Origin of the sequence: Pseudomonas sp. NFPP12 (genome assembly GCF_900103205.1) — a bacterium.
Lineage (GTDB): Bacteria > Pseudomonadota > Gammaproteobacteria > Pseudomonadales > Pseudomonadaceae > Aquipseudomonas > Aquipseudomonas protegens.
This window is the reverse complement of sequence record NZ_FMWW01000004.1, coordinates 801923-828678: the sequence shown is the minus strand read 5'-3', so window position 1 is coordinate 828678 and position 26756 is coordinate 801923. Positions and strand designations below refer to the sequence as shown.

At 63.0% G+C, this 26756-nt stretch carries 29 protein-coding genes; 15 read left to right on the top strand and 14 right to left on the bottom strand.

Annotated features, from left to right (window positions below; all coding sequences use genetic code 11):
* Positions 1–63: 63 nt before the first annotated feature.
* The 6 genes from BLS75_RS20945 to BLS75_RS20920 all read right to left on the bottom strand — a co-directional run bounded on the left by BLS75_RS20945 (position 64) and on the right by BLS75_RS20920 (position 4155).
* Entirely contained in the window at positions 64–1404 is a 1341-nt protein-coding gene (locus BLS75_RS20945) for a sensor histidine kinase (RefSeq protein ID WP_011059929.1), read from the bottom strand.
* A 66-nt stretch (positions 1405–1470) separates the two neighbouring features.
* The gene (locus BLS75_RS20940; RefSeq protein WP_015634603.1) at positions 1471–1908 is read right to left on the bottom strand and encodes a Spy/CpxP family protein refolding chaperone; all 438 of its coding nucleotides are present in this window, start codon (positions 1906–1908) and stop codon (positions 1471–1473) included.
* 143 nt (positions 1909–2051) lie between these two features.
* Positions 2052–2729, bottom strand: coding sequence for a response regulator transcription factor (locus BLS75_RS20935; RefSeq protein WP_011059931.1), 678 nt, complete (start codon positions 2727–2729; stop codon positions 2052–2054).
* A 7-nt stretch (positions 2730–2736) separates the two neighbouring features.
* Positions 2737–3147, bottom strand: coding sequence for an SH3 domain-containing protein (locus tag BLS75_RS20930; RefSeq protein WP_019093743.1), 411 nt, complete (start codon positions 3145–3147; stop codon positions 2737–2739).
* Between the two features lie 110 nt (positions 3148–3257).
* Complete coding sequence (locus BLS75_RS20925) at positions 3258–3557, bottom strand: YciI family protein (RefSeq protein WP_011059932.1); 300 nt, start codon at positions 3555–3557, stop codon at positions 3258–3260.
* Between the two features lies 1 nt (position 3558).
* Positions 3559–4155, bottom strand: a complete 597-nt coding sequence (locus BLS75_RS20920) for a septation protein A (RefSeq protein ID WP_011059933.1) — start codon at positions 4153–4155, stop codon at positions 3559–3561.
* Positions 4156–4242: 87 nt separating this feature from the next.
* Here BLS75_RS20920 and BLS75_RS20915 point away from each other — a divergent pair, with 87 nt between their 5' ends.
* The 6 genes from BLS75_RS20915 (at position 4243) to rluB (ending at position 9196) form a co-directional block, all read left to right on the top strand.
* Positions 4243–5103, top strand: a complete 861-nt coding sequence (locus tag BLS75_RS20915) for a PHP domain-containing protein (protein WP_072451698.1) — start codon at positions 4243–4245, stop codon at positions 5101–5103.
* A 13-nt stretch (positions 5104–5116) separates the two neighbouring features.
* Positions 5117–5746 carry an L-threonylcarbamoyladenylate synthase gene (locus BLS75_RS20910; protein WP_041120586.1) on the top strand — a complete coding sequence of 210 codons (630 nt, stop codon included), beginning with the start codon at positions 5117–5119 and terminating at the stop codon, positions 5744–5746.
* A gap of 120 nt (positions 5747–5866) precedes the next feature.
* Positions 5867–6565: a segregation and condensation protein A gene (locus BLS75_RS20905; RefSeq protein WP_169893818.1), complete on the top strand. Its 699-nt coding sequence runs from the start codon at positions 5867–5869 to the stop codon at positions 6563–6565.
* Positions 6566–6577: 12 nt separating this feature from the next.
* Complete coding sequence (gene scpB, locus BLS75_RS20900; RefSeq protein ID WP_019093745.1) at positions 6578–7591, top strand: SMC-Scp complex subunit ScpB; 1014 nt, start codon at positions 6578–6580, stop codon at positions 7589–7591.
* Between the two features lie 77 nt (positions 7592–7668).
* Complete coding sequence (locus BLS75_RS20895; RefSeq protein WP_011059938.1) at positions 7669–7860, top strand: DUF1289 domain-containing protein; 192 nt, start codon at positions 7669–7671, stop codon at positions 7858–7860.
* 145 nt (positions 7861–8005) lie between these two features.
* Complete coding sequence (gene rluB, locus BLS75_RS20890) at positions 8006–9196, top strand: 23S rRNA pseudouridine(2605) synthase RluB (protein ID WP_041116636.1); 1191 nt, start codon at positions 8006–8008, stop codon at positions 9194–9196.
* A 140-nt stretch (positions 9197–9336) separates the two neighbouring features.
* On the opposite strand, the gene BLS75_RS20885 is transcribed toward rluB, so the two are convergent.
* On the bottom strand, positions 9337–10302 hold the full coding sequence (locus BLS75_RS20885; RefSeq protein WP_015634612.1) for a CgnE/CgnB domain-containing protein: 966 nt from the start codon (positions 10300–10302) through the stop codon (positions 9337–9339).
* Positions 10303–10365: 63 nt separating this feature from the next.
* Positions 10366–10503, bottom strand: a complete 138-nt coding sequence (locus BLS75_RS32420) for a hypothetical protein (RefSeq protein WP_011059941.1) — start codon at positions 10501–10503, stop codon at positions 10366–10368.
* Between the two features lie 1021 nt (positions 10504–11524).
* Here BLS75_RS32420 and BLS75_RS20880 point away from each other — a divergent pair.
* Both BLS75_RS20880 and arfB read left to right on the top strand, forming a co-directional pair.
* Complete coding sequence (locus BLS75_RS20880; RefSeq protein ID WP_011059942.1) at positions 11525–12946, top strand: amino acid permease; 1422 nt, start codon at positions 11525–11527, stop codon at positions 12944–12946.
* 204 nt (positions 12947–13150) lie between these two features.
* Positions 13151–13564 (top strand): alternative ribosome rescue aminoacyl-tRNA hydrolase ArfB, encoded by a 414-nt coding sequence (arfB, locus tag BLS75_RS20875; protein WP_011059943.1) that lies wholly within the window; start codon positions 13151–13153, stop codon positions 13562–13564.
* Here arfB and BLS75_RS20870 read toward each other — a convergent pair.
* The 6 genes from BLS75_RS20870 to phhA all read right to left on the bottom strand — a co-directional run bounded on the left by BLS75_RS20870 (position 13561) and on the right by phhA (position 17877).
* Positions 13561–14760 carry an MFS transporter gene (locus BLS75_RS20870; protein WP_072451697.1) on the bottom strand — a complete coding sequence of 400 codons (1200 nt, stop codon included), beginning with the start codon at positions 14758–14760 and terminating at the stop codon, positions 13561–13563. The two genes, arfB and BLS75_RS20870, sit on opposite strands and share 4 nt — an antisense overlap.
* A 116-nt stretch (positions 14761–14876) precedes the next feature.
* On the bottom strand, positions 14877–15059 hold the full coding sequence (locus tag BLS75_RS20865) for a hypothetical protein (protein ID WP_011059945.1): 183 nt from the start codon (positions 15057–15059) through the stop codon (positions 14877–14879).
* An 83-nt stretch (positions 15060–15142) separates the two neighbouring features.
* A complete protein-coding gene (locus tag BLS75_RS32755) occupies positions 15143–15274 on the bottom strand; it encodes a hypothetical protein (RefSeq protein WP_015634613.1) in 132 nt (43 codons plus the stop codon).
* A gap of 194 nt (positions 15275–15468) precedes the next feature.
* The gene (locus BLS75_RS20860) at positions 15469–16659 is read right to left on the bottom strand and encodes an amino acid aminotransferase (RefSeq protein ID WP_072451696.1); all 1191 of its coding nucleotides are present in this window, start codon (positions 16657–16659) and stop codon (positions 15469–15471) included.
* On the bottom strand, positions 16659–17015 hold the full coding sequence (locus tag BLS75_RS20855; protein WP_007930096.1) for a 4a-hydroxytetrahydrobiopterin dehydratase: 357 nt from the start codon (positions 17013–17015) through the stop codon (positions 16659–16661). Before BLS75_RS20855 ends, BLS75_RS20860 begins: the two co-directional genes overlap by 1 nt.
* 70 nt (positions 17016–17085) lie before the next feature.
* Complete coding sequence (gene phhA / locus BLS75_RS20850) at positions 17086–17877, bottom strand: phenylalanine 4-monooxygenase (RefSeq protein WP_011059947.1); 792 nt, start codon at positions 17875–17877, stop codon at positions 17086–17088.
* Positions 17878–18184: 307 nt separating this feature from the next.
* Here phhA and BLS75_RS20845 point away from each other — a divergent pair, with 307 nt between their 5' ends.
* From BLS75_RS20845 to flgK, 7 genes are all read left to right on the top strand, one after another.
* Positions 18185–19753, top strand: coding sequence for a sigma-54-dependent phenylalanine hydroxylase transcriptional regulator PhhR (locus tag BLS75_RS20845; protein WP_019092865.1), 1569 nt, complete (start codon positions 18185–18187; stop codon positions 19751–19753).
* Between the two features lie 205 nt (positions 19754–19958).
* Positions 19959–20699 carry a flagellar basal-body rod protein FlgF gene (gene flgF / locus BLS75_RS20840; protein WP_015634616.1) on the top strand — a complete coding sequence of 247 codons (741 nt, stop codon included), beginning with the start codon at positions 19959–19961 and terminating at the stop codon, positions 20697–20699.
* A gap of 45 nt (positions 20700–20744) precedes the next feature.
* Positions 20745–21530 (top strand): flagellar basal-body rod protein FlgG, encoded by a 786-nt coding sequence (flgG, locus tag BLS75_RS20835; RefSeq protein ID WP_011059950.1) that lies wholly within the window; start codon positions 20745–20747, stop codon positions 21528–21530.
* Positions 21531–21591: 61 nt separating this feature from the next.
* Positions 21592–22287 (top strand): flagellar basal body L-ring protein FlgH, encoded by a 696-nt coding sequence (gene flgH, locus BLS75_RS20830; protein ID WP_011059951.1) that lies wholly within the window; start codon positions 21592–21594, stop codon positions 22285–22287.
* Positions 22288–22302: 15 nt separating this feature from the next.
* Positions 22303–23412 (top strand): flagellar basal body P-ring protein FlgI, encoded by a 1110-nt coding sequence (locus BLS75_RS20825; protein ID WP_011059952.1) that lies wholly within the window; start codon positions 22303–22305, stop codon positions 23410–23412.
* Between the two features lie 10 nt (positions 23413–23422).
* The gene (gene flgJ, locus BLS75_RS20820; protein WP_072451695.1) at positions 23423–24685 is read left to right on the top strand and encodes a flagellar assembly peptidoglycan hydrolase FlgJ; all 1263 of its coding nucleotides are present in this window, start codon (positions 23423–23425) and stop codon (positions 24683–24685) included.
* A gap of 10 nt (positions 24686–24695) precedes the next feature.
* Complete coding sequence (flgK, locus tag BLS75_RS20815; RefSeq protein ID WP_011059954.1) at positions 24696–26747, top strand: flagellar hook-associated protein FlgK; 2052 nt, start codon at positions 24696–24698, stop codon at positions 26745–26747.
* Positions 26748–26756 lie beyond the last annotated feature (9 nt).

The window sequence follows — 26756 nt, the reverse complement described above, 5'->3', positions numbered from 1 at the left end:
TGTGTACCTCGCGGGCAAGCCGCTGTTGCCGGACCCGGCGGCAGCGGCTTGCCCGCGTTGCGTTCAGGCCTGCACCACGGCGCCGGGGACCAGGGGCAGTTCCAGGGTGGCGATGAATCCGCCCTGAGGGTGGTTGGCCAGCAGCAGGCTGCCACCGTGACGCTCTGCGGCGCGGCGGGCGATGGCCAGCCCCAGGCCATGGCCCGGAGCGCTTTGCCCCGGGGCGCGGAAGAAGGGCTCTCCCAGCTGGCTCAAGTGCTCGGCTTCTACGCCGGGTCCATGATCGCGCACGCTGATCTGGATCTTCTCGCCCTGGCGTTGGGCCGTGACTTCGATCGCTTGCCCGGCGGGGTTGAAGCGCTGAGCGTTGCGCAGCAGGTTGTCCACTGCCCGCTCCAGCATGGTCGGCCAACCGCGCAGGTGCAGCTGTGGCGGGGCGGTTATCAGCACCGGCTGTTCCGGGCAGGCCAGTTGCGCGTCTTTCTGCACGGCGACCAGCAAGGCGTTGAGGTCCACTTCTTCGGCGCTGGCGTTGTCCGCATCGACCCGGGCCAACACCAGAATCTCGCTGATCAGCGCTTCCAGGCGGTCACATTCGCGGGTCAGCCGCGGCCAGAGCTTTTCCCGTTCTTCGGGGGCGGCCCGTTCCGCCAATGCCAGGGCGATGCGCAGGCGGGCCAGGGGCGAGCGCAGTTCGTGGGACACGTCCCGCAGCAGTTGGCGCTGGCTGCCGATCAGGCTCTGCAGGCGCGAGCCCATGCGGTTGAAGTCCCGGGCCAGTACACCGAATTCGTCGCGGCGGTTGGACAGGCGCGCCAGGCTGTTCTGCTGGTAGGTGGCCTGGCCCAGGTCGTGTACCGCGCCGCGCAGGCGGCTCAGGGGACGAGTGATGGACAGGGTGACCAGGAGGCTGAACAGGGTCAGCACCACCAGGGCGATGGCCAGGGCGCTGAGGGGCCAGGTCAGGCTGTCGCGGTGCCAGGCGTCCAGTTCCGGATGGGGGATGCGATAGATGAACAGGTAGGTGTCGCCGGTTTTCGGGCTGGTGTACTCCGCTGTCAGGCGGCGCCAGGGCAGGTGCCGGTCGTCATTGTTCTGCCGGGCTTCGAAGGCCGCGGCGCGGCGCGGGAAGGTGCCGCGAACCACCGGGTCGCCGCTCTCGTTGAGCACCTGGACATCGATGTGGTACTGGCGCTTGCGCTGCTGGAGGATGTCCTGGGCGGCGTCCTCGCCCTGGTTCTCGTAGGTCTGTGTCCATTCCTCGGTCAGGCTGTTGAGGCCAGGGTGACGGCTGAGGATCCAGGCATCCTGGTTGAGCATGTGCCCGAGCAGGATCGACAGCCCTGCAACCAGGGTGATGGCCAGCCAGAAGCTGGCCAGGATGCGCCAGAACAATGAACGCACAGGAACTCCTCGAACGCGAAAGCCCAGTGGGGGGAGGCCACTGGGCTGGGGGTGGACGCTAGCGCATTATTGCGCTTTTTGCGGTTGCTGCGCTTTCCAGGCCTTGAACTCGGCCCATTCGGCGCGACGCTCCTCTTGTTTCTTGACGATGGCGTCAAACTCTTTCTGCTGCTCTGGCTTGAGCAGGGCGCGGATATCGGCCTGGGTCTTCTGGTGCTTGGCGGTCAGCTCATCCTTCATGGCTTTCTGATCGGCCGGCGAGAGTTTCTCCAGGTACTTTTCCACCACGGCCTTGCGGTCGTGCATTTGCTCGCCCATCAGCTTGCCGATCTGCTGGCGCTGTTCGCGGCTCAGGTCCAGTTGGCTGAAAGGGCCTTTGCCACGCATGTGCTCACTGTGCCGAGGGCCGTCCATGGGGCCCATCGGGCCGTGACCTTCCGGCATGGCCATGGCCACGGTTGGCAGGGCGGCGGCGAACATCAGAGCGATCAGGGTCTTGCGCATGGTGTATCTCCTTGTCTCATTCCCGGTAAGTTCCGGATGAGTTCAGGTTACCCAGATCAAGGTCAGCGGCAGTCAGCGGAGGGTAAAGCTTGGGTAAAGAAGGTATTTCACGGCCCTGACATATCTGCCAGGGCACATCGGGATCAGAGGCTGTAGTAGTAGCCGCGGCTGCGCAGGGCGACGATCCGTGGACGGCCGTCGGGGTGCGGGCCGATCTTCTTGCGCAGGTTGCTGACATGCATGTCCAGGCTGCGGTCATACAGGGTCAGCTTGCGGCCCAGGGCGATCTGCGCCAGTTCCTGCTTGTCCAGGGGCTCGCCCGGTTGCTTGAGCAGGGCTTCGAGCAGGCGGCTTTCGGAAACGGTCAGGGTAATGTCCTGCTCGTCGATGTTGACCACACCGCGCAGCGGGCTGAAGCACAGGTCGCCCAGTTCCATCTGGCTGGAGGCCGCCACCGGATGGCTGCGGCGCAGTACGGCACGCAGGCGGGCGGTGAGTTCACGGGGGTCGCAGGGCTTGGCCAGGTAATCGTCGGCACCCAGTTCCAGGCCGAGGATGCGGTCCAGGGGTTCGCCACGGGCCGAGAGCATCAGCACCGGCAGGTCGGGGTGCTCATTGCGCAGTTGCTTGAGCAGCTCCAGGCCGCTGCCGTCGGGCAGCATCACGTCCAGTACCACCGCTGACGGCGCCGTTTCGGCCAGGGCGCGACGGGCGCTCAGGCCATCGTGGCAGGCCCGCACCAGAAAACCTTCCTGGCTCAGCCAACTGCTCAGGAGCTCGCACAGCTCCTGGTCATCATCAATCAGTAACAGGTCGCTCATGAATCTCTCAATTTAGCCATTGTCGACGCTTGCGATGCCCGCCACTGGCGAAGATCCCGCAGAGCAGGGCCAGAAGGGCCACGCCGCCGCCGGTGACGAACCACTGCTGTTGATCGGTCAACAGGCGGGGTGCCGGGTTGGCCTGGGCCTCTTTGAGCTGCAGCTTGAGGCGCTGGTTCTCCTGGCGCAAGCGGGTCAGTTGGGGGCTTTCCCGTTCGGCATCGGTATTTTGCAATTGTTTGCTCAGTTCATCGCGCAGGCGCTCGCTTTCTTTCAAGCGTTGCTGCAACTCGGTGATCTGACTGCCGGCGCTCAGGGACAACGGCGTGGAATGGCCGGTGTCCTGGGTTTCCTCGGCAAGGGCTGGAGCCCCGATCGACAACATGACCAACAGCAGGCACAGCGGACCTTGGCGCATCGAAACTCCTGATTCCAATCGAGTGTTGGGCAGGTTGTCGGCAGTCAAACGAGAATAATGAGCGATTGAGAGCGCGATGAACCGCGAAGGTTCATCGCACCCGGGAGGATTTACGGCATCGATTGCTTGAACGGCTTGACCAGTACATGGGCGTAGACGCCGCAGGTCACGAACGGGTCGGCGTCGGCCCAGGCCTGGGCGGCGCTCAGGGAGTCGAACTCGGCGACGATCAGGCTGCCGCTGAAACCGGCCGCGCCCGGGTCATTGCTGTCGATCGCCGGGTGCGGGCCGGCGAGTACCACGCGCCCCTGGTCCTTGAGCACTTGCAGCCGCTCCAGGTGCGCCGGCCGGTTGGCCAGGCGTTTTTCCAGGGAGTTGGCGACGTCTGTGGCAATGATTGCGTAAAGCATGTCAGTCCTCGGTTTTCGGGGTGGTGGGATCGGCGTCATGCAGGTGGCGCGAGAGGTAGATACCCTGGCCCACCAGGAACAATACGGTCATGCCCAGGCTGCCGAAGACCTTGAAGTCGACCCAGATGCTCTGGAAGGTGAAGGCGACAAACAGGTTGGCGGCGCCGCAGAACAGGAAGAAGGCGATCCAGGCGATGTTCAAGCGGGTCCATACCGGGTCTGGCAACGTCAGGGCGTGGCCCATGATGCGCTTGATCAGCAGGCGGTCGCCGACGAAGTGGCTGCCGATGAAGGCCAGGGCGAACAGCCAGTTGACCACCGGAGCTTTCCATTTAAGGAAGGTTTCGCTGTGGAAGGCCAGGGTCAGGCTACCGAAGACCAGGCAGGCGATCAGGGTCAGCCACTGGCTTTTTTCCAGCTTGCGCTGGGAGATGAACAGGGCGCCATACACCACCAGGGAACTGATGATCAGCACCGCTGTGGCGCTGTAGATGCCGCCCAGGGTGACTTCGTGACCGGCAAGGTCGACGACGCGGGGATCAATTTTATAGACGATGAAAAACAGGAACAGCGGGATGAAGTCGATGAATTGTTTCACAGTGGCAGCCAGAAGCAGGATGTCCCGGCATAATAACAAACATCCTTGGTAGCGAAAGCGCCAGCTGACTTGAGGTTTTATCGTCCTGTGAATGTTGATTTGCACTGCCATAGCACGGCCTCCGACGGCGCCCTGGCGCCCGCGGTTCTGGTTGCGCGTGCGTACGAGAGAGGCGTGCGAATCCTGTCCCTGACCGACCACGACACCCTCGAGGGGCTGGATGAAGCGCGCCAGGCGGCGCAGCAACTGGGCATGCAGCTGGTCAATGGCGTCGAGCTGTCCTGCACCTGGGGCGGCGCCACTATCCATGTGCTGGGCTACGGCTTCGATACCCAGGCCCCGGCTTTGGTGCAAGCCATCGAAAAGCTCCACGAAGGCCGCTGGCTGCGTTCGGAGGAGATCAGCCGCAAGCTGGCCCTCAAGGGCATGCCGGGAGCGCTGGAAGGCGCCCGGGCGATCCAGCAGGAACTGGGGGACAGTGGCAATGCACCGGCGCGGCCGCACTTTGCCGACTACCTGGTGCGTGCCGGCTTCGTGAAGGATCGCGCCGAGGCGTTTCGCAAATGGCTGGGGGCCGGCAAGCTGGGGGACGTCAAGCAGCACTGGCCGACCCTAGAAGAAACCGTTGGCACACTGCGGGCCGCGGGGGCCTGGGTCAGCCTGGCCCATCCCTGGCATTACGATTTCACCCGCAGCAAGCGTCGCCGCTTGGTTGCCGACTATATTCAAGCCGGTGGTCATGCCATCGAAGTGGTCAATGGCCACCAACCTGCAGAGCAAGTGGGCAGTTTGGCTATCCTTGCTCGTGAATTCGGACTGCTGGTCAGCGCTGGCAGTGACTTTCATGGCCCTGGAGGCTGGTCCGAGATTGGTGAATATCGCCCGGTCCCGGAAGACCTGCCGCCCCTTTGGTGTCGGTTCAAACATGAGCCAATTATTGCCGCCTGAACAGGTAGAGACAGTGAGTCAATTTTTCCAGATCCACCCGGAAAACCCCCAGCCACGCCTGATCAAACAGGCCGTCGAGATCATTCGCAGCGGCGGTGTGGTGATCTATCCCACGGATTCGTCCTACGCCGTCGCCTGCCAGATGGGTGACAAGGGCGCAATCGAACGGGTTCGACGCCTGCGCCAGTTGGACGACAAGCACAACTTCGCGCTGATCTGCAGCGACCTTTCGCAGTTGGGCCTGTTCGCCAAGATCGACACGGGCACTTTCCGTCTGCTCAAGGCCCATGTGCCGGGGCCCTACACCTTCATTCTCAACGCCACCCGGGAAGTGCCGCGCCTGCTGCTGCATCCCAAGCGCCGGACCATAGGCCTGCGGGTGCCGAGCAACCCGATCGCCCTGGCGCTGCTGGCCGAGCTGGGAGAGCCGCTGATGAGCGTCAGCCTGATCATGCCCGGTGATACCGAGGCCCTGAGCGATCCCTACGAGATGCGCCAGTTGCTGGAGCACCAGGTGGACCTGATCATCGATGGCGGTTTCGGCAGCACCGAGTCGTCCACGGTGATCAACCTCGCCGACGGCGAGCCGGAAGTGATCCGCGTCGGTTGCGGTGACCCTGCGCCGTTCATGGCCGAGGCCTAGATGTCCGCAGTGGAAACCGTCGACGACCAGGCCGGCGCCCAGCAGGAGCTGCCCTTCGCCATGGTCTACGGCCAGGCGGTCATGGAAATGCCCCTGGACCTGTACATCCCCCCGGATGCCCTGGAAGTCTTTCTCGAAGCCTTCGAGGGCCCGCTGGACCTGCTGCTGTACCTGATCCGCAAGCAGAACATCAACATCCTCGACATCCCGGTGGCGGAGATCACCCGCCAGTACATGGGTTATGTGGAGCTGATGCAGTCGGTGCGCCTGGAACTGGCCGCCGAGTATCTGGTGATGGCGGCAATGCTTGCCGAGATCAAGTCGCGCATGCTCCTGCCGCGCTCAGCCGAGGTCGAGGAAGAAGAGGACGATCCGCGGGCCGAACTGATCCGCCGCCTGCAGGAATACGAGCGCTTCAAGGCGGCCGCCGAGGGCATCGACGGCCTGAGCCGGGTCGGTCGCGATGTGCTGGTGCCCAAGCTCGACGCCCCGGAGGCCCGGGCGCGCAAGCTGCTGCCGGATGTGGCCCTGGAAGAGTTGCTGATGTCCATGGCCGAGGTGCTGCGCCGTGGCGACATGTTCGAAAGCCATCAGGTGAGCCGCGAGGCGCTGTCCACCCGCGAGCGCATGAGCGATGTGCTGGAACGGCTCAAGGGCGGCGGTTTCGTGCCCTTTGTCGAGTTGTTCACCGCCGAGGAAGGGCGCCTGGGGGTGGTGGTGACCTTCATGGCGATCCTCGAACTGGTCAAGGAATCCCTGGTCGAGCTGGTGCAGAATGAGCCCTTTGCGGCCATCCACGTACGGGCGCGAGCCGAATAACGAGCTTAAATCATGAACCTGAATGAACCCCGCGAGCTGGCGCCCCTGCTCGAAGCCTTTCTGTTGGCCTCGGGAAAACCCCAGTCCCTGGAACGCCTGTTCGAGCTCTTCGAAGAAGCCGAGCGGCCGGACCCGGCGGTCTTCAAGAAAGCCCTGGCCCTGCTCGGCAAGTCCTGCGAAGGGCGGGCCTTCGAGCTCAAGGAAGTGGCCTCGGGCTATCGCCTGCAGATCCGCGAGAAGTTCGCGCCCTGGGTCGGCCGCCTGTGGGAAGAGCGCCCGCAGCGTTACTCGCGCGCCATGCTGGAAACGATGGCCCTGATCGCCTATCGCCAACCCATCACCCGGGGCGAGATCGAGGACGTGCGTGGCGTGGCGGTCAACAGCCATATCGTCAAGACCCTGCTGGAACGTGAGTGGATCCGCGTGGTGGGGTATCGCGACGTACCGGGCAAGCCGGCGATGTTCGCCACCACCAAGGCATTTCTCGATCACTTCAACCTGAAGAACCTCGACGACCTGCCGCCCTTGGCGGAACTGCGGGAAATCGAGGCCGAGCCGGTACTGGAATTCGACGACGCGCCGGTGCCCGAGCACCTGCAACAACTGGCCGATGCCAGCGCCGAGCCGGAGGAGCCCAAGGAAGAAACCAGTTTCCATACCCTGCTGCTGGAGCTGGATTCCATGGAGGAGGGGATCAAGACCGACTTCGAAGACTTGCACCGTGATGGTGTGGTGGAACCGGAGCAGGGAGGAGTGCAAGAGCCGGTGCCGGATCTCCCGCAGGAGGAGGCCCGGACCGAATCTGAGTTCCTCGCCGATGAACCCGATGAATTCCCGGTCGAACCCGAGGACCGGCCGCCGGTCGAAGCAGAGGATGATGTGCTGGGCGTGGCTGAGGCCCGGGCCAAGTTGCTCGCCGCAGTAGCTGCACTGGAGCCTGCTACGCCGCAGTTGAGCGAGGAAGAGGCCGAAGCCCTGGCCCTGGCCGAAGCCATCGAAAACGAACGCCGCCTGCTGGACGATTGACCTTGTAGTCGCTGGCCGGCTCGGCGCATGGCTGGCGGTTTTTTTCGCCGGCAAGCCGGCTCCTACAGAGGTGATGGATGAGTTCTGCCAAGGATCCCTGCATCAGCGTGTGCAAGTTCAGCGATGACATCTGCATCGGCTGCGGGCGCAGCAAGCGTGAGATCAAGGCCTGGAAGAAGCTCGACAAGGCCGAGCGCCGTCAAGTGCTGGCTGAAGCCGCCATGCGCCTGCTGCAATTGCGCGCCACCGGCCGGCGGAAAAAGTCCTGAGGGGCGACTTATCAACTAGTCTGTGATGCGCAACCGCCGCCATGAGCGTATGATTCGCGACCCTTTGGCGATCCCTTCGCCACAGACCCTGTTTTCCACCCTTCAGGCCGCTCAAGCCTGAAGCGACACACCGGGAGGTGCCCAGATGAGCGATACCGATCAGAACGACCAGGAAATCCGTCCAGCCGGCGAAAAACTGCAGAAAGTCCTCGCCCGCATCGGCGTCGGCTCGCGCCGCGATGTCGAGTCCTGGATCAGCCAGGGCCGGATCAAGGTCAACGGCAAAGAGGCCACCCTGGGCCTGCGCGTCGACCTGCATGACGCCATTTCCATCGATGGCAAGGTGATCAAGCGCGAAGAGGCCGCCGAATCGGTGCGCCGCGTGATCATGTACAACAAGCCCGACGGCGAGATCTGCACCCGCGACGACCCGGAAGGCCGCCCGACCGTATTCGACAAGCTGCCGCGTCCGCGCGAAGGCCGCTGGATCAACATTGGCCGCCTGGACATCAACACCACCGGTCTTTTGATGTTCACCACCGACGGTGAGCTGGCCAACCGCCTGATGCACCCTTCCTACGAGATGGACCGTGAGTACGCGGTGCGTGTGCGTGGCGAGGTCGACGACGAGATGATCGAGCGCCTCAAGGCCGGCGTCATGCTCGAAGACGGCCCGGCCAAGTTCACCGACATTCAGCAGGCGCCCGGTGGCGAAGGTTTCAACCACTGGTACCACTGCGTGGTGATGGAAGGTCGCAACCGTGAAGTGCGCCGCTTGTGGGAATCCCAGGGCCTGGTGGTCAGCCGCCTGAAGCGCGTGCGCTTCGGTCCGGTGTTCCTCAACTCCGACCTGCCCATGGGCCGCTGGCGCGAAATGAGCCAGTACGAAGTCGATGTGCTCAGCGCCGAAGTCGGCCTGACGCCGGTGGCCATGCCGCAGCTCAATGCCAAGTCCAAGGACAAGCTGGAGCGCATGCAGCGCAAATCCTCGCGTCCGGTGGGCAAGAGCGAGCGCGTGCGCACCCTGCGTCCGGCCAATGGCAGCGCGGCCACGCCGCGTGTTTCCCGCGAGCCGCAGATCGAAGGCGAGCGTCCTGGCCGCAAGCCGGCTGCCCGTCCGGATGGCGAGCGTGGCTCCCGTGCTCCGCGTCCGGCTACTGGCCGCGGCACTCCGGTGGCCGAACGCCCGGCGGACACCAAGCGTCCGGCCAAGCCGGCGCCCAAGTCCAAGCGCCCAAGCCTGGTGCTGGACAAGGACGCACCGTCCGGCAAGCGCCGTGGCGCCCCGGCCGGTTCCGGCCAGCGTCCCGGTTTTGGTCGCCGCAAGCCGGAGTGATTCCCGGCCTGCCGACAAAAACGCCAACCTCCGGGTTGGCGTTTTTTTTTGCCTGCAACTGCGCAGGAGCCGGCTTGCCGGCGAACCGGGCCACCCGGCTTGCGCAGGCTGAAAGCGGCCTTCGCTTGCCAGCTCCTACGCTAGAAGGCGAACTGGCCGTCGAACACAGGCTTGTTATCCACCGCCAGCACTCCGGAGCTGAAGATCAGGTCCAGGTGATGGCTGCCTTTGGCGCCGCCCCCCAGGCCCAGGTGCAGGCCGCAATGGCGCTCTTCGAAGCCGGAGTTGCGCCCGTAGAGGGACCTGATGCCCTCGTTGGTGCCGATTCCCAGTTCCTCTATGCGCCGGTTGGACGGGTTGGCATCCAGGTACTTGTTGAAGTCATTGGCCAGCCCCGGCACCTCGGTGGCCACCCGGCTGATGCTGGAGTTCTCGATCCACAGTTCCAGCGGTGCTTTCAGCACCCCGTACTTGCGGGCGAAAGGGATGGTGCTGAGGAAGGTGCCGAGAAACTTCACATGGCCGTTGATGGCATCGCTGTGGGTGGCGATTTCCCCCGGTGCCAGGTCGTAGTTGCCGACGCCGTTGATGTCAGTCCATTTCTTCACGCTGTTCAAGGGCGCTTCGAAATATGAGCCCTGAAGGTCGCTGAAGCTCAGGGTGGTGGCCTGGGACAGGCGGCGGATCAGAGTGGCGTTGAGGTCGGCAATGCGTTGCGGCTCGACGCTGAAGGTGTCGTAGAAGTACTCGCCGTAATCCTTGAACAGCAGGGACTTCTTCCAGTGCTCGGCCATCAGCCCATGTAGTGGCCGCAGGAACTCCGGGCCGTCGGGGCGTGGCTGGGGCAGGGTCGAGGAGTCGTAGAAGAAAATGTACAGGTCACAGTCGATGATGGCCTGGGCAAGGGTCGCCGCCGGCTCCTGGTCCAGGCGCAGGGCGCTGACCGTCAGTGGGGTGGCCTGGCGCGACTGTTCGAGGATGGCGCTGACCATGGCCTGGTACTCGGCGGTGTGGCCGATCACCACCCTGGAGGGCTGGGCGCCGCTCAAGGCCGGATGCCGCTCGAGGTAGTACAGGAAATGGCGGATGGCGCGGGTCTGGTCCATAAAACCTCCCTGGAGGACAAAGGTGACCGGCGCAGGCACCAGGCCTGCACCGGTCCGGGCGCCTTACATCGGCCACATGGCGGTGCCGAATGGCACCACCGCGTCAGCCTGCATCATTTCCACTGCTGCTTCATGGGTGGCGGCTTCGAACCAATCGTCCAGTTGCAGTTCGGTTTCCAGGTCTTGTTCCAGTGCTTGCATGGTGTCTCTCCTAGATACAGTGCGTGTAAGCAGTCCATTGGCGGAGCAGTTGAACAGCGGAGAACGGGAAGGTTGCTGGGCCGCTCATCCACTCCCGGAACTTGTCGGCTGGCTGAGCCGGCAAGTGGCTGGAAACCTAGTCCAGGGCATTTTGAAGTGCAAAAAAATAATTAGATTATTTTCTGCTGAACTTTATTTTCTATTTTGAGGTGAAATATTTATCCCTTGAAAACAAAAAGCTAAGGCTTTTCCGCTTGTCGGGCGGTGTGGGTGTCAATTTGCAGTCGGTTCGCCAGTTGATCTGGTTTGGCAATTTATCGTTACGCCTCGTAAAGAAAAAATTACGAAATGCGCCGTGATCCGCCTGTAATCCGCGGCGATGGATGCACTGTAAGGAAAAGCTGCCGGCAGTTGTTCGGGAAAGCCACCGCCGAGGCTCTAGCCCGCTTGTTCCGGGGCGCCAAGGCAGGTGAGATGCACATCTGCCTGCGTACAGGTGCATAACAAGAAGGAGGCGCAATGAACGCCGTAACCGACTTTCACTCACACCCTTCGATGGGCGATGGCCTTCGCTCATTCATCGACGACCCCACTCGGTCCGTCCACTTTCGCGCCGCCGATGCCGAGCATCGGGCTGGCCCCGCAGGATTCCGGTTACCGGCACGCTGATAAAGCGGTGTCTGGCGGCAGGGAGTCAGGGGTGTACAATGCGCGGCGTTTTAACTGTGACCCAACTGCGTACCCGCGCATTTTGCGCCTGAAACGTGCTTTCCAGACCGCTTGCGAGGCGCTGAAGAGCTCGCTGCAAGGCCAATAAACTCAAGGTTATCCACCTTGTTCACTCCGCCGCGTCACGAGCGTGGTGGGTTCGATTTCGTCACAGATAAAAACAAACAGGTGACGCATGACCGTTAAAAGAACGCTGAACTTCTGGTGCCTGCGCTGGGGTTTGATCCGCGCCGCTTAAGCCTTTACCGGGCGGCAACGTCTGACACACATTACCTTGCGTGAGAGCCTTTTCATGAGTGGACAAAACTCGCATTCGGGCGAGCTGAAACGCGGCCTGAAGAATCGCCATATTCAACTGATCGCCCTGGGCGGCGCGATTGGTACCGGTTTGTTCCTGGGGTCGGCCGGGGTGCTCAAGTCCGCCGGCCCGTCGATGATCCTCGGTTATGCCATCTGCGGTTTCATCGCTTTCATGATCATGCGCCAGCTCGGCGAGATGATCGTCGAGGAGCCGGTGGCCGGCTCCTTCAGCCACTTTGCCCATAAATACTGGGGCGGCTTTGCCGGTTTCCTCTCGGGCTGGAACTGCTGGATCCTCTATATCCTGGTGGGCATGTCGGAGCTGACAGCGGTCGGCAAGTATGTGCACTACTGGTGGCCGGACGTCCCGACCTGGGCCTCGGCAGCCGTGTTCTTCGTCATGATCAACGCCATCAACCTGGCCAACGTCAAGGTCTTCGGCGAGGCCGAGTTCTGGTTCGCCATCATCAAGGTGGTCGCCATCGTCGGCATGATCGCCCTGGGCAGCTACCTGCTGGTCAGTGGCCACGGCGGCCCGCAGGCCTCGGTGAGCAACCTGTGGTCCCACGGCGGCTTCTTCCCCAATGGGGTCAGCGGCCTGGTGATGGCCATGGCAATCATCATGTTCTCCTTCGGTGGCCTGGAAATGCTCGGTTTCACTGCAGCGGAAGCCGACAAGCCGAAGACCGTGATCCCCAAGGCGATCAACCAGGTGATCTATCGCATCCTGATTTTCTACATCGGCGCCCTGGTGGTGCTGCTGTCGCTGACGCCGTGGGACACCCTGCTGGTGACCCTGAACGCTTCCGGCGATGCCTACAGCGGCAGCCCCTTCGTCCAGGTGTTCTCGATGCTGGGCAGCAACACCGCGGCGCACATCCTCAACTTCGTGGTCCTGACCGCGGCGCTGTCGGTGTACAACAGCGGCACCTATTGCAACAGCCGCATGCTCCTGGGCATGGCCGAGCAGGGCGATGCGCCCAAGGCCCTGGCCAAGATCGACAAGCGCGGCGTGCCGGTGATGTCGATCCTCGCTTCGGCGCTGGTGACCTTCGTCGCCGTGGTGCTCAACTACCTGATTCCGCAGCATGCCCTGGAGCTGCTGATGTCCCTGGTAGTGGCGACCCTGGTGATCAACTGGGCGATGATCAGCTACTCGCACTTCAAGTTCCGCCAGCACATGGAGCGTACCGGCCAGACCTCGCTGTTCAAGGCGCTGTGGTACCCCTACGGCAACTATGTCTGCCTGGCGTTCGTGGTGTTCATCCTGGGCATCATGCTGATGATTCCGGGCATCCAGATCTCGGTGTACGCGATCCCGGTGTGGGTGGTGTTCATGTGGGTCTGCTACTGCATCAAGAACAAGCGCAGTGCCCAGCACGCGCTGCAGGCAGCCAGTGCTTCGCTGAAGTAAGCGCGGCCCTGGCAACGACTAACCCGGCTCCGGCCGGGTTTTTCATGGCCGTGATTTTTGTCGGGGGCTGAGATCGCTTTCGCCGGCAAGCCGGCTCCTACGGTGTGCCTGACCGCTGTAGGGGGCTGGCTTGCCAGCGAAGAGGCCCGCAAGAGCGTGGGGAATGGGGGTATCCTATGCGCCCTGAAGACGGATTCCTGTTCCATGCTGGTGATTTCCAACAACGTGCATCTGCCGGATGCCGAGATCGAGCTGACCGCCATCCGTGCCCAGGGCGCCGGTGGGCAGAACGTCAACAAGGTGTCCAGCGCGGTGCACCTGCGCTTCGACATTCCGGCTTCGTCCCTGCCTCCGTTCTACAAGGAGCGCCTGCTGGCGTTGCGCGACAGCCGCATCACCAGTGACGGCGTGATCATCCTCAAGGCCCAGCAGTACCGAACCCAGGAGCAGAACCGCGCCGATGCCCTGGAGCGCCTAACCGAGCTGATTCTCAGCGCCATCAAGGTGGAGAAGAAGCGCCGCCCGACCAAGCCGACCCTGGGTTCGAAGAAGCGCCGCCTGGAGACCAAGGCCAAGCGCGGCAGCATCAAGGCCGGGCGCGGCAAAGTGGACTTCTAGCGCGCCTCGCGTTCCTGGCGCAGCTTGGGCGCCTGGTGGTACAGGTACAGGCTCAGCACCAGGCCGGTGCAGGCAGCGATGGCGGCGAACAGGAAGATCGAGGCAAAGCCGAAACCAGCAGCAATCGCCCCCGCCAGCGGGCCGGTGATGCCCAGCGACAGGTCGATGAACAGCGAGTAGGCCCCCACTGCCGCGCCGCGGCTGGAGGCTGGCACCAGGTTCACCGCTTCCACCCCCAGGGCCGGGAATACCAGGGAGAAGCCGAAGCCGCTCAGGGCTGCGCCGGCCAGGGCCCAATTGGCATCCGGGGCCAGCCACAGCAGCAACAGGCCGAGGGTTTCCACCGACAGGCAGGCAATCGCCACGCGAAAGCCGCCGAGGCGGTTGATCAGGTTGCCGAACAGCAGTCGCGCGCCGATGAAGCTGGCACCGAACAGGCTCAGGCACAGTACGGCGTTGTCCCAGTGCCGGGTGGCGTAGTACAGGGTGATGAAGGTGGCGATGGTGCCAAAGCCGATGGAGCCCAGGGCCAGGCCGCAGCCATGGGGAAATACCTTGCCCAGCACGTGGATGAACGGCAAGCGCTCGCCGGCAACGATCGGCGCGGCGAGTTTCGGCCAGGCCAGCAGCAGGCCGAGCAGCGCCAGCAGGATGATGCTCGCTCCCATGCTCCACAGCCCCAGCCGGCTTACCAGCCACACCCCCAGCGGCGCGCCGATGGCCAGGGCGCCGTAGCTGGCGATGCCGTTCCAGGAAATCACCTTGGCGGTATTCTGCGCCCCGACCCGGCCGATGCCCCAGCCGATGGAGCCCGAGCCCACCAGGCTTTCCGCGCTGCCCAGGACCAGGCGGCCGACCAGCAAGCTGATCAGGCTCAGGGTCGGCAGGTTGTGCAGCCAGGCCGAAAGCAGCATGAACACCCCGCTCAAGCCACAGCCGGCCAGGCCGTACATCACCGCGCGCTTGCTGCCCAGATTGTCGATGATGCGCCCGGCATAGGGCCGGCTGAGCAGGGTGGCCAGGTATTGCACGCTGATCACCAGGCCGGCGATCACGGCGCCAAAGCCCAGCTCGCTGTGCACGTAGCCCGGCAGCACCGCCAGCGGAATGCCGATATTCAGGTAGCCGATAAAGGTGAACAGGACGATGGAGACGACGTGCAGCGTGACCGTCAAGGGGCGCTGGGTATCTGGCATGGGAAGGGGACCACTGCGACAGCTCAATAGATAGGCTGCTTATGATACCGATGTGCAGGGAGGGGTTGTGGGGGAAATCGATGTGTTGTTCAGATTTTTACCTGGCCGGAGTCGGTTCAGGCGTCATTGTTGCCCAGCAACCGGGTGGTGACCAGGGCGGCCAGGGCGTTTTCCTGGGTGCCGAAGCGGGCCAGCAGGGCGGCCTGTTTTTCTTCGCTGAGGCGATTCCACACGTCGATCATCTGTTCGGCAGTGCCGATCAGCACGCTGGCTTGGGTTTCGCTGAAGGATTCGGTCATGGTGCGGCGGGGCTCGGTAGGAGGGTTTCAGGCGGTGTGGAAAGCGCTTGAGTAGCGCTTTCCACACGGTCTGGTTACAGCTTTCAGTCTTCGCTGTCGGCCTTGCGGCTGTCGGCGGCTTCTTGCACTACAGGCTTGTCGGCACTGGCTTGTGGCGGAGTTGTCTGCTCAGTTTCGTGCAGGCTTGGGAAGGGGAGATTCGGGATCTCATGCATGTCGTTGCTCCTCGCAAAGTCTGTTTTTTAAATCGCTGGGTAGATCCGCGCTTTTAAAAAGCTTGGGCAGGATACAGCACTGGAAATGACAAAAAGATTTTTATCGCGCTTTTTGGGATGAAAGGGATTTCATCGAGTGGTGCGGCTTGCCGTCACAGGCAGCCAGAGGGCTGCCTGTGACGGTGCGCAAGTTGCTATACGACCCGGGCGATGGCTTCAGCCAGCAAGTCCAGGCGGCTGGCGTCGATCCCGGCCACGTTGGCGCGGCCGGAGCTGACCATGTACACGCTGTGGTGGTCGCGCAGTTCCTGGACCTGGGCAGGGCTCAGGCCGGTGTAGGAGAACATTCCCCGTTGCACGCCGATATGCGCGAAACGTTCGGCCAGGCCGTAAGGCTGCAAGGCCTCCAGCAGGCCGGCGCGCAGTTGCGCGATTCGCAGGCGCATGGCTTCCACTTCGTCCGCCCAGAGGCTTTTCAGCTCCGGGTCGCCGAGGATGGTGGCGACCACCGCCGCGCCGTGATCCGGTGGCGTGGACCACAGGTTACGGGCGATATGGGCCAGTTGGCTGCGCACATCGAGCAATTTCTCGGCGTCCTGGGTGCAGACGATCAACGCGCCGGTCCGGTCGCGGTACAGGCCGAAGTTCTTCGAGCAGGAGCTGGTGATCAGCACTTCCGGCAGTTCGGCGGCGAACAGCCGCACTGCCCAGGCATCCTGCTCCAGGCCGTCGCCGAAGCCCTGGTAGGCGAAGTCGATCAGCGGCAGCAGCTTGCGGCTGCGTACCACGTCCAGCACGCGTTGCCAGTCGGCGTGGCCGAGGTCGAAGCCGGTGGGGTTGTGGCAGCAGGCGTGCAGCAGCACCACGTCGCCCTCGGGCACCTGGTTCAGGGTCGCCAGCATGGCCTCGACGTCCAGGCGGTTGTCGCTGCCCACATAGGGGTAGTGACTGACCTTGACCCCGGCCGCGGCAAAGATGGTCTCGTGGATCGGCCAGGTCGGGTTGCTCAACCACACGCCACGGCCCGGCAGGCAGTGGGCGATGAAGTCGGCACTCAGGCGCAGGGCGCCAGTGCCGCCCGGGGTTTGCGTGGCGCCGGCACGCTGGGTGGCGATCAGTTTCGAATCGCTGCCCAGTACCAGTTCATTGATCACCTTGCCGAAGGCCGCGTCGCCATGGCCGCCGATGTAGATCTTGGTGTCCTGGCTGTCCACCAGGCGCTGTTCGGCCAGCTTCACCGAGCGCGGGATCGGCGTCAGGCCCTGGGAGTCCTTGTAGACCCCCACGCCGAGGTCGAACTTGCGCGGGTTGGGATCGTTGGCGTAGGCCCCCATCAGGCCGAGAATCGGGTCGCCGGGAACCCGGCCGATGGCGTCGAAGTGCATTACTTGCGTCCTTCTGCGGTCTTGGCCACTTCATCGGTGCGGGCTGCCATGATGAAGTCGTTGCGGTGCAGGCCCTTGATCGAGTGGCTCCACCAGGTCACGGTGACCTTACCCCACTCGGTGAGCAGGCCCGGGTGGTGGCCTTCGGCCTCGGAGATCTCGCCCATGGCGTTGGTGAAGGCCAGGGCAAATTTGAAGTTCTTGAACAGGAAGACTTTTTCCAGCTGCATTACGCCATCGCGAACTTCGATGTTCCAGTCAGGGATCTGCTTGATCAGTACCGGCAGTTCTTCGTCGCTGACTTGAGGAGCATCGGCACGGCAGGCTTCGCAATGGGCTTGGTTCAGAGCGGTCATGGTGGGTTCCCAGGATTCAATTCTTGTTGGAAGTTACTATCTTTCGCAGCGGCTCGCGAGTGCGGGCCGCTCAGGCCGCCTTGGGTTTTGGCGGAAACTTGGGGGCGTGCAGGCCCAGCTGCATGCCTTGGTGGACCAGGGCCATGATGTCTTCGTGGGCCAGGTCGAACAGGCGCTTGAGGTTGGGCAGGGTGAAATAGATCGGCTGCAGGATGTCGATGCGATACGGCGTGCGCATGGCTTCCAGCGGGTCGAAGGCCTGGTGTTCCGGCTCTTCGGACAGGCTGTACACGGTCTCCTTGGGCGAGGACAGGATGCCGCCGCCATAGATGCGCCGCCCGGCCGGGGTGTCCACCAGGCCGAACTCGATGGTCATCCAGTACAGGCGCGCCAGGTACACCCGCTCTTCCTTGGTGGCTTGCAGGCCGAGCTTGCCGTAGGTGTGGGTGAATTCGGCGAACCAGGGGTTGGTCAGCAGCGGGCAGTGGCCAAAGATCTCGTGGAAGATGTCCGGCTCTTGCAGGTAGTCGAGTTCTTCGCGGGTGCGAATGAAGGTCGCCACGGGAAAGCGCTTGCTGGCCAGCAGTTCGAAGAAAGTCTGGAAGGGGATCAGCGCCGGTACCCGGGCCACTTGCCAGCCGGTGGTTTCACCCAGGACCTTGTTGATTTCGCCCAGTTGCGGAATACGGTCGTGGGGCAATCCGAGCTTGTCGATGCCGTCCAGGTATTCCTGGCACGCACGGCCCTCGATCACTTTCAACTGGCGTGTGATCAGGGTGTTCCACACCGCGTGCTCTTCGGGTGGATAGTCGATAAAACCTTGCGCGTCGGGCTCGCGGGCCACGTACTGCGTCTGCTTCATGCTGCTCTCCTGCCAGGGGATGCGTTCTTGTTATGTGTGACCCCAGTGATACCCGAGGGTGCGACGCTTTGCAGCAGGTGGCCGGTGCGGGTAGAGGGCTGTCGCGCATCAATTTGTAAAGTAAACGTTACGAATCTGGCGGGGTCTCCACCCTGTGGTGGGTTTTCAGGTTTGAAAAAGCCGTTTGCTGTCACATAATCTTGACGACTATCTGCGCCATCCTGCAGAAAGTTTGTAAAACCCGATGCCATAAGCGTCGGTTTTCGGCGCTTATGCCTTTCACTGCCAGTCCCAGGGCCTTCCTTCTATGCGTATCAAAGTTCACTGCCAGAATCGCATCGGCATCCTGCGCGACATTCTCAACCTGCTGGTGGAATACGGGATCAACGTGGCCCGTGGCGAGGTGGGGGGCGAGCATGGAAATGCCATCTATTTGCACTGCCCGAACCTGATCAACCTGCAATTCCAGGCACTGCGCCCCAAGTTCGAGTCCATCGCCGGGGTGTTTGGCGTCAAGCGAGTCGGGTTGATGCCCAGCGAGCGCCGGCACATGGAGCTCAATGCGCTGTTGGGGGCCCTGGAATTCCCGGTGCTGTCCATCGACATGGGCGGCTCCATCGTGGCGGCCAACCGGGCTGCAGCGCAGTTGCTGGGGGTGCGGGTGGACGAGGTGCCGGGCATTCCCCTGTCGCGCTACGCCGAAGACTTCGACCTGCCGGAACTGGTGCGGGCCAACCAGTCGCGGATCAACGGGTTGCGGGTCAAGGTCAGGGGCGATGTGTTCCTGGCGGACATCGCGCCGCTGCAATCGGAACATGACGACAGCGAAGCCATGGCCGGCGCGGTATTGACCTTGCACCGGGCGGATCGCGTTGGCGAGCGCATCTACAACGTGCGCAAGCAGGAGCTGCGGGGCTTCGACAGCATCTTCCAGAGTTCGAAAGTCATGGCGGCGGTGGTGCGTGAGGCTCGGCGCATGGCGCCGCTGGATGCGCCGTTGCTGATCGAGGGCGAGACCGGGACCGGCAAGGAGCTGCTGGCCCGTGCCTGTCACCTGGCCAGCCCGCGCGGGCAGTCGCCGCTGATGGCCCTGAACTGCGCCGGGTTGCCGGAGTCCATGGCCGAGACCGAACTGTTCGGCTACGGCCCCGGCGCCTTCGAGGGGGCTCGGGCAGAGGGCAAGCTGGGGCTGCTGGAGCTGACCGCCGGTGGCACCCTGTTTCTCGACGGGGTAGGGGAGATGAGCCCGCGCTTGCAGGTCAAGCTGCTGCGCTTCCTGCAGGATGGCTGCTTCCGCCGGGTCGGCAGCGATGAAGAGGTGTACCTGGATGTGCGGGTGATCTGCGCGACCCAGGTGGATCTTTCCGAGCTGTGCGCCAGGGGCGAGTTCCGCCAGGACCTCTATCACCGGTTGAATGTGCTGTCCCTGCACATTCCGCCATTGCGCGAATGCCTCGACGGCCTGCCCCCCCTGGTGGAGCACTTTCTCGACCAGGCCAGCCGGCAGATCGGTTGCCCGTTGCCGCGTCTGGCGCCGGCGGCCATGGAACGCCTCAGTCACTACCACTGGCCGGGCAATGTGCGGCAACTGGAGAACGTGCTGTTTCAGGCGGTTTCCCTGTGCGATGGCGGTACGGTCAAGACCGAGCACATCCGGCTGCCGGACTATGGTGCGCGCCAGCCGCTTGGCGATTTCTCCCTGGAGGGTGGCCTGGAACAGATTGTCGGGCGCTTTGAAAAGGCCGTGCTCGAGAGTCTGTACGCCGAACATCCCAGTAGCCGTCAGCTGGGCAAGCGGCTGGGGGTTTCCCACACCACCATCGCCAACAAACTGCGCGAATACGAGGTCGGCAAGAATGCCGGCGACAATCCCTAGGCTTGTATCCGGGCCGTTACTTGCCGGTAGCGGCATAAGACCGCCGTTTTTCCGTCTTCTGTCAGCGCTGTTTTTTCCTCTGTAATCAGGCAAAGCCTTGCCCCGCCTGGGGATCACCACTGCGTGAAAAAGTTGGTGCGCTTATTGCTTATGGCTTCGCAGTACAGCGGTGGGCGGCAAACGTCCGGCAGACAGAGGAAAGACTGTGGACAAGTACCTTTATGTGGCAATGACCGGCGCCAGCCAGAATGCACTGGCGCAAAAGGCTCATGCCAACAATCTGGCGAACATCTCTACCAATGGTTTTCAGCGCGACCTGGAGCAGGCCCGTGCGATGCCGGTATTTGGTGACAGCTTTCCGGCGCGCGCCTTTGCCATGAGCGAGCGCCCGGCAACGGATTTCAGTGCCGGCTCGATGGTGGAGACCGGTCGTGACCTGGACGTGGCCGTCAGCGGCAACGGCTGGATCGCCGTGCAGAGCCCCGACGGCAGCGAAAGCTATGTGCGCACCGGCAGTTTGAATGTCGACGCCCTGGGTGTGCTGCGCGCCGGCAACGGCATGCCGGTGATGGGCAATGGCGGTCCGATCGCCGTGCCGCCGGAGCAGAAGATTGAAGTCGGCCAGGACGGCACCATCAGCATTCGCGCCATGGGCGAGGGCCCGCGAGTCATGGCCGAGGTCGACCGCATCAAGCTGGTCAATCCGGACATCAAGAACCTCACCAAAGGCCTGGACGGCTCGATCAAGACCAAGGACGGCCAGCCGGCACCCGCCGATGCCAATGTCCAGGTGGTCTCGGGCTTCCTGGAGTCGAGCAACGTCAACGCCGTTGAAGAGATGACCGCGGTGCTGGCCTTGTCCCGGCAGTTCGAATTGCACGTGAAGATGATGAACAGCGCCAAAGAAGACGACCAGGCCATGGCTCGGGTCTTGCAGATCAGCTAATTACCAGTATCTAGCGCCGTAAAACAGGCGCGAGAGGAGAAATCAATGCTTCCGGCTCTATGGGTTGCCAAAACCGGTCTGTCCGCCCAGGACACCAACCTGACTGTCATTTCCAACAACTTGGCGAACGTCTCGACCACGGGCTTCAAACGTGATCGCGCCGAGTTCCAGGACCTGCTGTACCAGATCAAGCGTCAGCCGGGGGCCCAGTCCACCCAGGACAGCGAGCTGCCAACCGGCCTGCAGGTCGGTACCGGTGTGCGCATTGTCGGCACCCAGAAGAACTTCACCGCCGGCAGCCTGCAGACCACCGAGCAGCCTCTGGACCTGGCCATCAACGGCCGCGGTTTCTTCCAGATCCTGCAGCCCGATGGCACCACGGCCTACACCCGTGACGGTACTTTCCACCTGAACTCCGACGGCCAGATCGTCACCGCCAGCGGTTTTGCCCTGGAGCCTGCGGTTGTCGTGCCCAACGATGCGCAGACCTTCACCGTAGGCCAGGACGGCACCGTGTCCATCACCATTGCCGGCAACCCGGCGTCCCAGGTGATCGGCAACCTGCAAACCGCCGACTTCATCAACCCGGCAGGCCTGCAGGCCCAGGGCAACAACCTGTTCCTGGAAACCGCCGCCAGTGGCGCGCCGCAGATCGGTACCCCGGGCCTCAACGGTTTCGGCACCACACTGCAGAACACTCTGGAAGCCTCCAACGTCAGCACCGTTGAGGAGATGGTCAACATGATCACCACTCAGCGCGCTTACGAGATGAACTCCAAGGTGATCTCCACCGCGGACCAGATGCTCTCGTTCATTACGCAGAAGCTGTAATCAAGTCTTGAGGTCGCCACGGGTCTGAAGTGGCGCACCGGCAACATCGTGAGGAAGGGTCATGAATCGGTTTATTTGTGTTCTAGCGCTGAGTGGGAGTGCCGTGCTCGCGGGCTGTGTCGCCCCGCCGCCCAAGCCCAATGACCCTTACTACGCGCCGGTGCTGCCGCGTACGCCGCTGCCTTCCGCGTCCAACAACGGTTCGATCTACCAGGCCGGCTTCGAGCAGAACCTGTACAGCGACCGCAAGGCGTTCCGGGTCGGTGACATCATCACCATCACCCTGAACGAGCGGACCAACGCCAGCAAGGGTGCCAACTCGGCGCTGACCAAGACCAGTTCCAACAGCATTGGCCTGACCTCGCTGTTCGGTGCCGTGCCCAACACCAACAATCCGCTGGGCGACGGCGACCTGACCTTGAATGCCGGCTACAGCGGCAACCGCGCCACCAAGGGCGACAGCAAGGCGGCCCAGAGCAATAGCCTGACCGGTTCGATCACCGTGACCGTGGCCGACGTACTGCCCAACGGCATCATCGCGGTGCGCGGCGAGAAGTGGATGACCCTCAACACCGGCGATGAGCTGGTGCGGATTGCAGGCCTGGTACGGGCGGACGACATCGCCACCGACAACACCGTGTCCTCGACCCGGGTCGCGGATGCTCGCATCACCTATTCGGGCACCGGCTCGTTTGCCGATGCCAACCAGCCTGGCTGGTTCGACCGTTTCTTCCTCAGCCCGCTGTTCCCTTTCTAGGTGATGAAAAGACTCATGCTCAATTTCAAGCACCTGATGGCGGCGGCGTTGTTGCTGTCCACTTCCCTTGGCGTCCAGGCCGAGCGGTTGAAGGACATCGCCAGCATTTCCGGCGTGCGTTCCAACCAGTTGATCGGCTATGGCCTGGTGGTCGGGCTTAACGGTACCGGCGACCAGACTACCCAGACGCCGTTCACCCTGCAGACCTTCAACAACATGCTGTCGCAGTTCGGCATCAAGGTGCCGGCCGGCTCCGGCAACGTGCAGTTGAAGAACGTCGCGGCGGTGTCGGTGAGTGCCGATCTGCCGGCGTTCGCCAAACCGGGCCAGCAGGTGGATATCACCGTGTCCTCCATTGGTAACTCCAAGAGCCTGCGCGGCGGCACCTTGCTGCTGACGCCGCTCAAGGGTATCGATGGCAACGTCTACGCCATCGCCCAGGGCAACCTGGTGGTGGGTGGTTTCGATGCCGAAGGACGCGACGGTTCGAAGATCACCGTCAACGTACCGTCGGCCGGGCGGATTCCTGGTGGCGCCTCGGTCGAGCGTGCCGTGCCCAGTGGTTTCAACCAGGGCAATAGCCTGACCCTGAACCTCAACCGTTCGGATTTCACCACCGCCAAGCGCATCGTCGACAAGATCAACGACATGCTCGGCCCAGGCGTGGCCCAAGCCATCGACGGTGGCTCGATCCGGGTGACCGCGCCCCTGGACCCAAGCCAGCGTGTGGACTACCTGTCGATCCTGGAGAATCTGGAGATCGATCCGGGGCAGGCGGTGGCCAAGGTCATCATCAACTCCCGTACCGGCACCATCGTCATCGGCCAGAACGTCAAGGTCTCGCCGGCGGCGGTGACCCACGGCAGCCTGACCGTGACCATTACCGAAGACCCGATCGTCAGCCAGCCCGGCCCTCTGTCCAATGGCCAGACCGCGGTGGTGCCCCGCTCGCGGGTCAATGCTCAGCAGGAAGCCAAGCCGATGTTCAAGTTCGGCCCGGGCACCACTCTGGATGAGATCGTCCGGGCGGTGAACCAGGTGGGCGCGGCGCCAGGCGACTTGATGGCCATCCTTGAAGCCTTGAAACAGGCCGGCGCCTTGCAGGCCGACCTGATCGTGATTTGAGGTGAGCGCCATGGATATTCGTAAGAGCGGACTGATTGGCAGCGGCGATTCCGGGTCTTACTCCGACCTCAACCGCCTGCAGCAACTGAAGGTCGGCGACAAGGACGGCGAAGCCAACGTGCGCAAAGTGGCGCAGGAGTTCGAGTCGCTGTTTCTCAATGAAATGCTCAAGTCCATGCGCAAGGCCACTGACGTCATAGGCCAGGACAACCCGCTCAATACCCCGGCCGCCAAGCAGTACCAGGACATGTATGACCAGCAGTTGGCGGTGTCCCTGTCTCGCGAGGGTGGCGGTATCGGCCTGGCCAATGTGCTGATGCGCCAGATGATGAAGAACAAGCCGGCTCATCCGAATGCGGCCACCACGACTTTGCCGGCCGCGGCGCCGGTGGCGACTCCGACGCCGATCGCTGCCGGTACCACGGCCCAGGATGGTCCGTTGAGCCGGGTCAACGGCCAGCGCCCGATGTGGGCTTCGCGGGCCCACGATCCTTTGCGCACGAGCGTGGCGCATAACGACATGGTGCTGCTCAACCAGCGGCGTCTGTCCCTGCCCAGCAAGCTCACCGATCGCCTGTTGACCGGCATCGTGCCGTCGGCCGGTGCCGCCGAGGGCGGCGCACAGAACGCCGCGCCGACCCGCAACAGCCCGGCCGCCGATGCCGTGCTGCGGGGCGAGTGGCGGGTCAATCAGGGCTACGCCGCGTCCCAGGGCAAGATGCGGGTCTATGGCCGGGCCATGGCCCAGCCGCCGCTGGCACCGGCCAAGCGTGCCTTCAGTTCCGCCGACGACTTCGTCGCCACCATGCTACCGATGGCGCAGCAGGCGGCCCAGCGTATCGGGATCGATCCACGCTACCTGGTGGCCCAGGCCGCCCTGGAAACCGGCTGGGGCAAATCGGTGATGCGCCAGCAGGATGGCAGCAGCAGCCACAACCTGTTCGGCATCAAGGCCGGCAGCAGTTGGCAGGGTGCACAGGCCCGGGCGATCACCAGCGAGTTTCGCAACGGGCAGATGGTCAAGGAGACGGCGGCGTTCCGTTCCTACGATTCCTATCAGGACAGCTTCCACGATCTGGTGACCTTGTTGCAGAGCAACAATCGCTATCAAGAAGTGCTGAAGGTGGCCGATAAACCAGAACAGTTTGTTCGCGAGTTGCAAAAAGCCGGGTATGCAACGGACCCGGATTACGCAAGCAAAATTTCGCAGATAGCCAAGCAGATGAAGAATTACCAGAACTACGCTGCGGCTGGCGTTTCCACGAATTTATAAGGTCTGAATCATGAGTTTGCTCAATATCGGGATGTCGGGGCTGGCCGCCAGCCAAACGTCGTTGATGACCACGGGTAACAACATTGCCAACGCCGACACCGCCGGGTACTCGCGTCAGCAGACCGTGCAGGGCACCAAGGCCTCCAGCCAGAATGGCAACGTCTTCATCGGCACCGGCACCACCCTGGCGGACGTGCGCCGGGTCTATAACAGCTTCCTCGATGCCCAGTTGCGCACCGCCACCTCGCTCAACAGCGATGCCGCGGCGTTCCAGGGGCAGATCAGCCCGATCGACCAATTGCTCTCGGACAGCGGCACCGGCATGACCGGCGCCCTGACCAAGTTCTTCGCCTCGGTGCAGAACCTCAACGCCAAGCCTACCGACGAGGCTTCCCGGCAGTTGCTGCTCAGCGACACCCAGGCCCTGAGCAACCGTTTCAACTCGGTATCCAGCCAGCTCAACCAGCAGAACACCAATATCAACGGCAACCTGGCGAACATGGCGGACCAGGTCAACAAGCTGGCCAACACCGTGGCCCAGCTCAACCAGAAGATTTCCGAGCTGTCGACCAACGGCAACGGCATGCCCAACGATCTGCTCGATGCGCGTAATGAAACCGTGCGCCAGCTTTCGACCTTCATCGGCGTGCAGGTCTCGGAGCGTGGCTCCAGCGTCGACCTGTACCTGGGCAGCGGCCAGCCGCTGGTCATGGGTAACTCGGCCAATACCCTGGAAGTGGTGCAGGGCAAGAACGACCCGAGCCGCTCCGCGCTGCAGTTGAACCGGGGCTCGAGCAGCATCGACATCACCAACCTCACCACCGGTGGCGAGATCGGCGGCCTGCTGCGCTACCGCAGCGAAGTGCTGGATCCGGCGATGAACGAGCTGGGCCGCGTAGCCCTCGTGGTCGCCGACCAGATGAACAGCCTGATGGCTCAGGGCATCGACAAGAACGGTGATTTCGGCGGCAACCTGTTCAACGACATCAACAGCGCCCGGATGATCAGCCAGCGCAGCATTGGCAGTGCCACCAACAGCGCAGGCTCGGGCAACTTCGATGTCACCATCAAGGACACTGGCAAGCTGAGTACCAGCGACTACACCGTGACCTTCAGCAGTGCCACCGACTACAGCGTCAAGCGCTCCGATGGCACCGACATGGGCAGCTTCAGCACCACCACCAGCCCGGCACCGGTGATCGATGGCTTCTCGCTGAAACTCAATGGGACGGTCGGTGCCGGTGACAGCTTCAAGATCACCCCGACCCGCAATGCCGCCACCACCATCCAGACCGAAATGACCGACCCCAAGCGCCTGGCCCTCGCGGCTCCGCTGAAGGCCGAGCTGGCTGCCGGGCTCAAGAGCTCCCTGAGCATTTCCGCGCAGCCTTCCTTGAGCGTGCCGATCGACAACTACGACGCCGCAGCCAAGCTTGAGATGCAGACCGCAATCAAGAATTCGGGCCCGGTCAAAGTGGTGTTCAATGCGCCGGCAGGCGGCAGCCAGAGCTACGACTATTTCGATGCCAAGGGCAACAAGATGGGCAGCGGCTCCATCGTTCCCGGGCAGACCAACACCCTCAACCTGCAGATCAACATGCTGGATGCCAGCGGTGCGCCGATCACCGACGGCGGCACGCCACCGGTGACCAAGACGTTCGGCGTGCAGATGACCGTGGCCGGCGCTCCCGCCGCCGGCGACAGCATGAACATCTCGGTGAACGGCGCCGGTTCTTCGGACAACCGCAACGGCCTGGCGCTGGCCGGTTTGCAGAGCAAGCAGACAGTCGATACAGGTTCTGCCAGCAAAGGCATCACCCTGGTGGATGCCTACGGCAAGCTGATCGAGAACGTCGGCGCCAAGGCCAGTCAGGGCAGCCTCGACAGCGCTGCTACCGGCACCATCCTGGCTAACGCCAAGGGCGCCCGGGACTCGCTGTCCGGGGTCAACCTGGATGATGAGACCGGCAACCTGGTCAAGTTCCAGCAGTACTACACAGCGTCGTCGCAGATCATCAAGGCTGCGCAGGAAACCTTCAGCACGCTGATCAACAGCCTTTAAGGAGTCGTA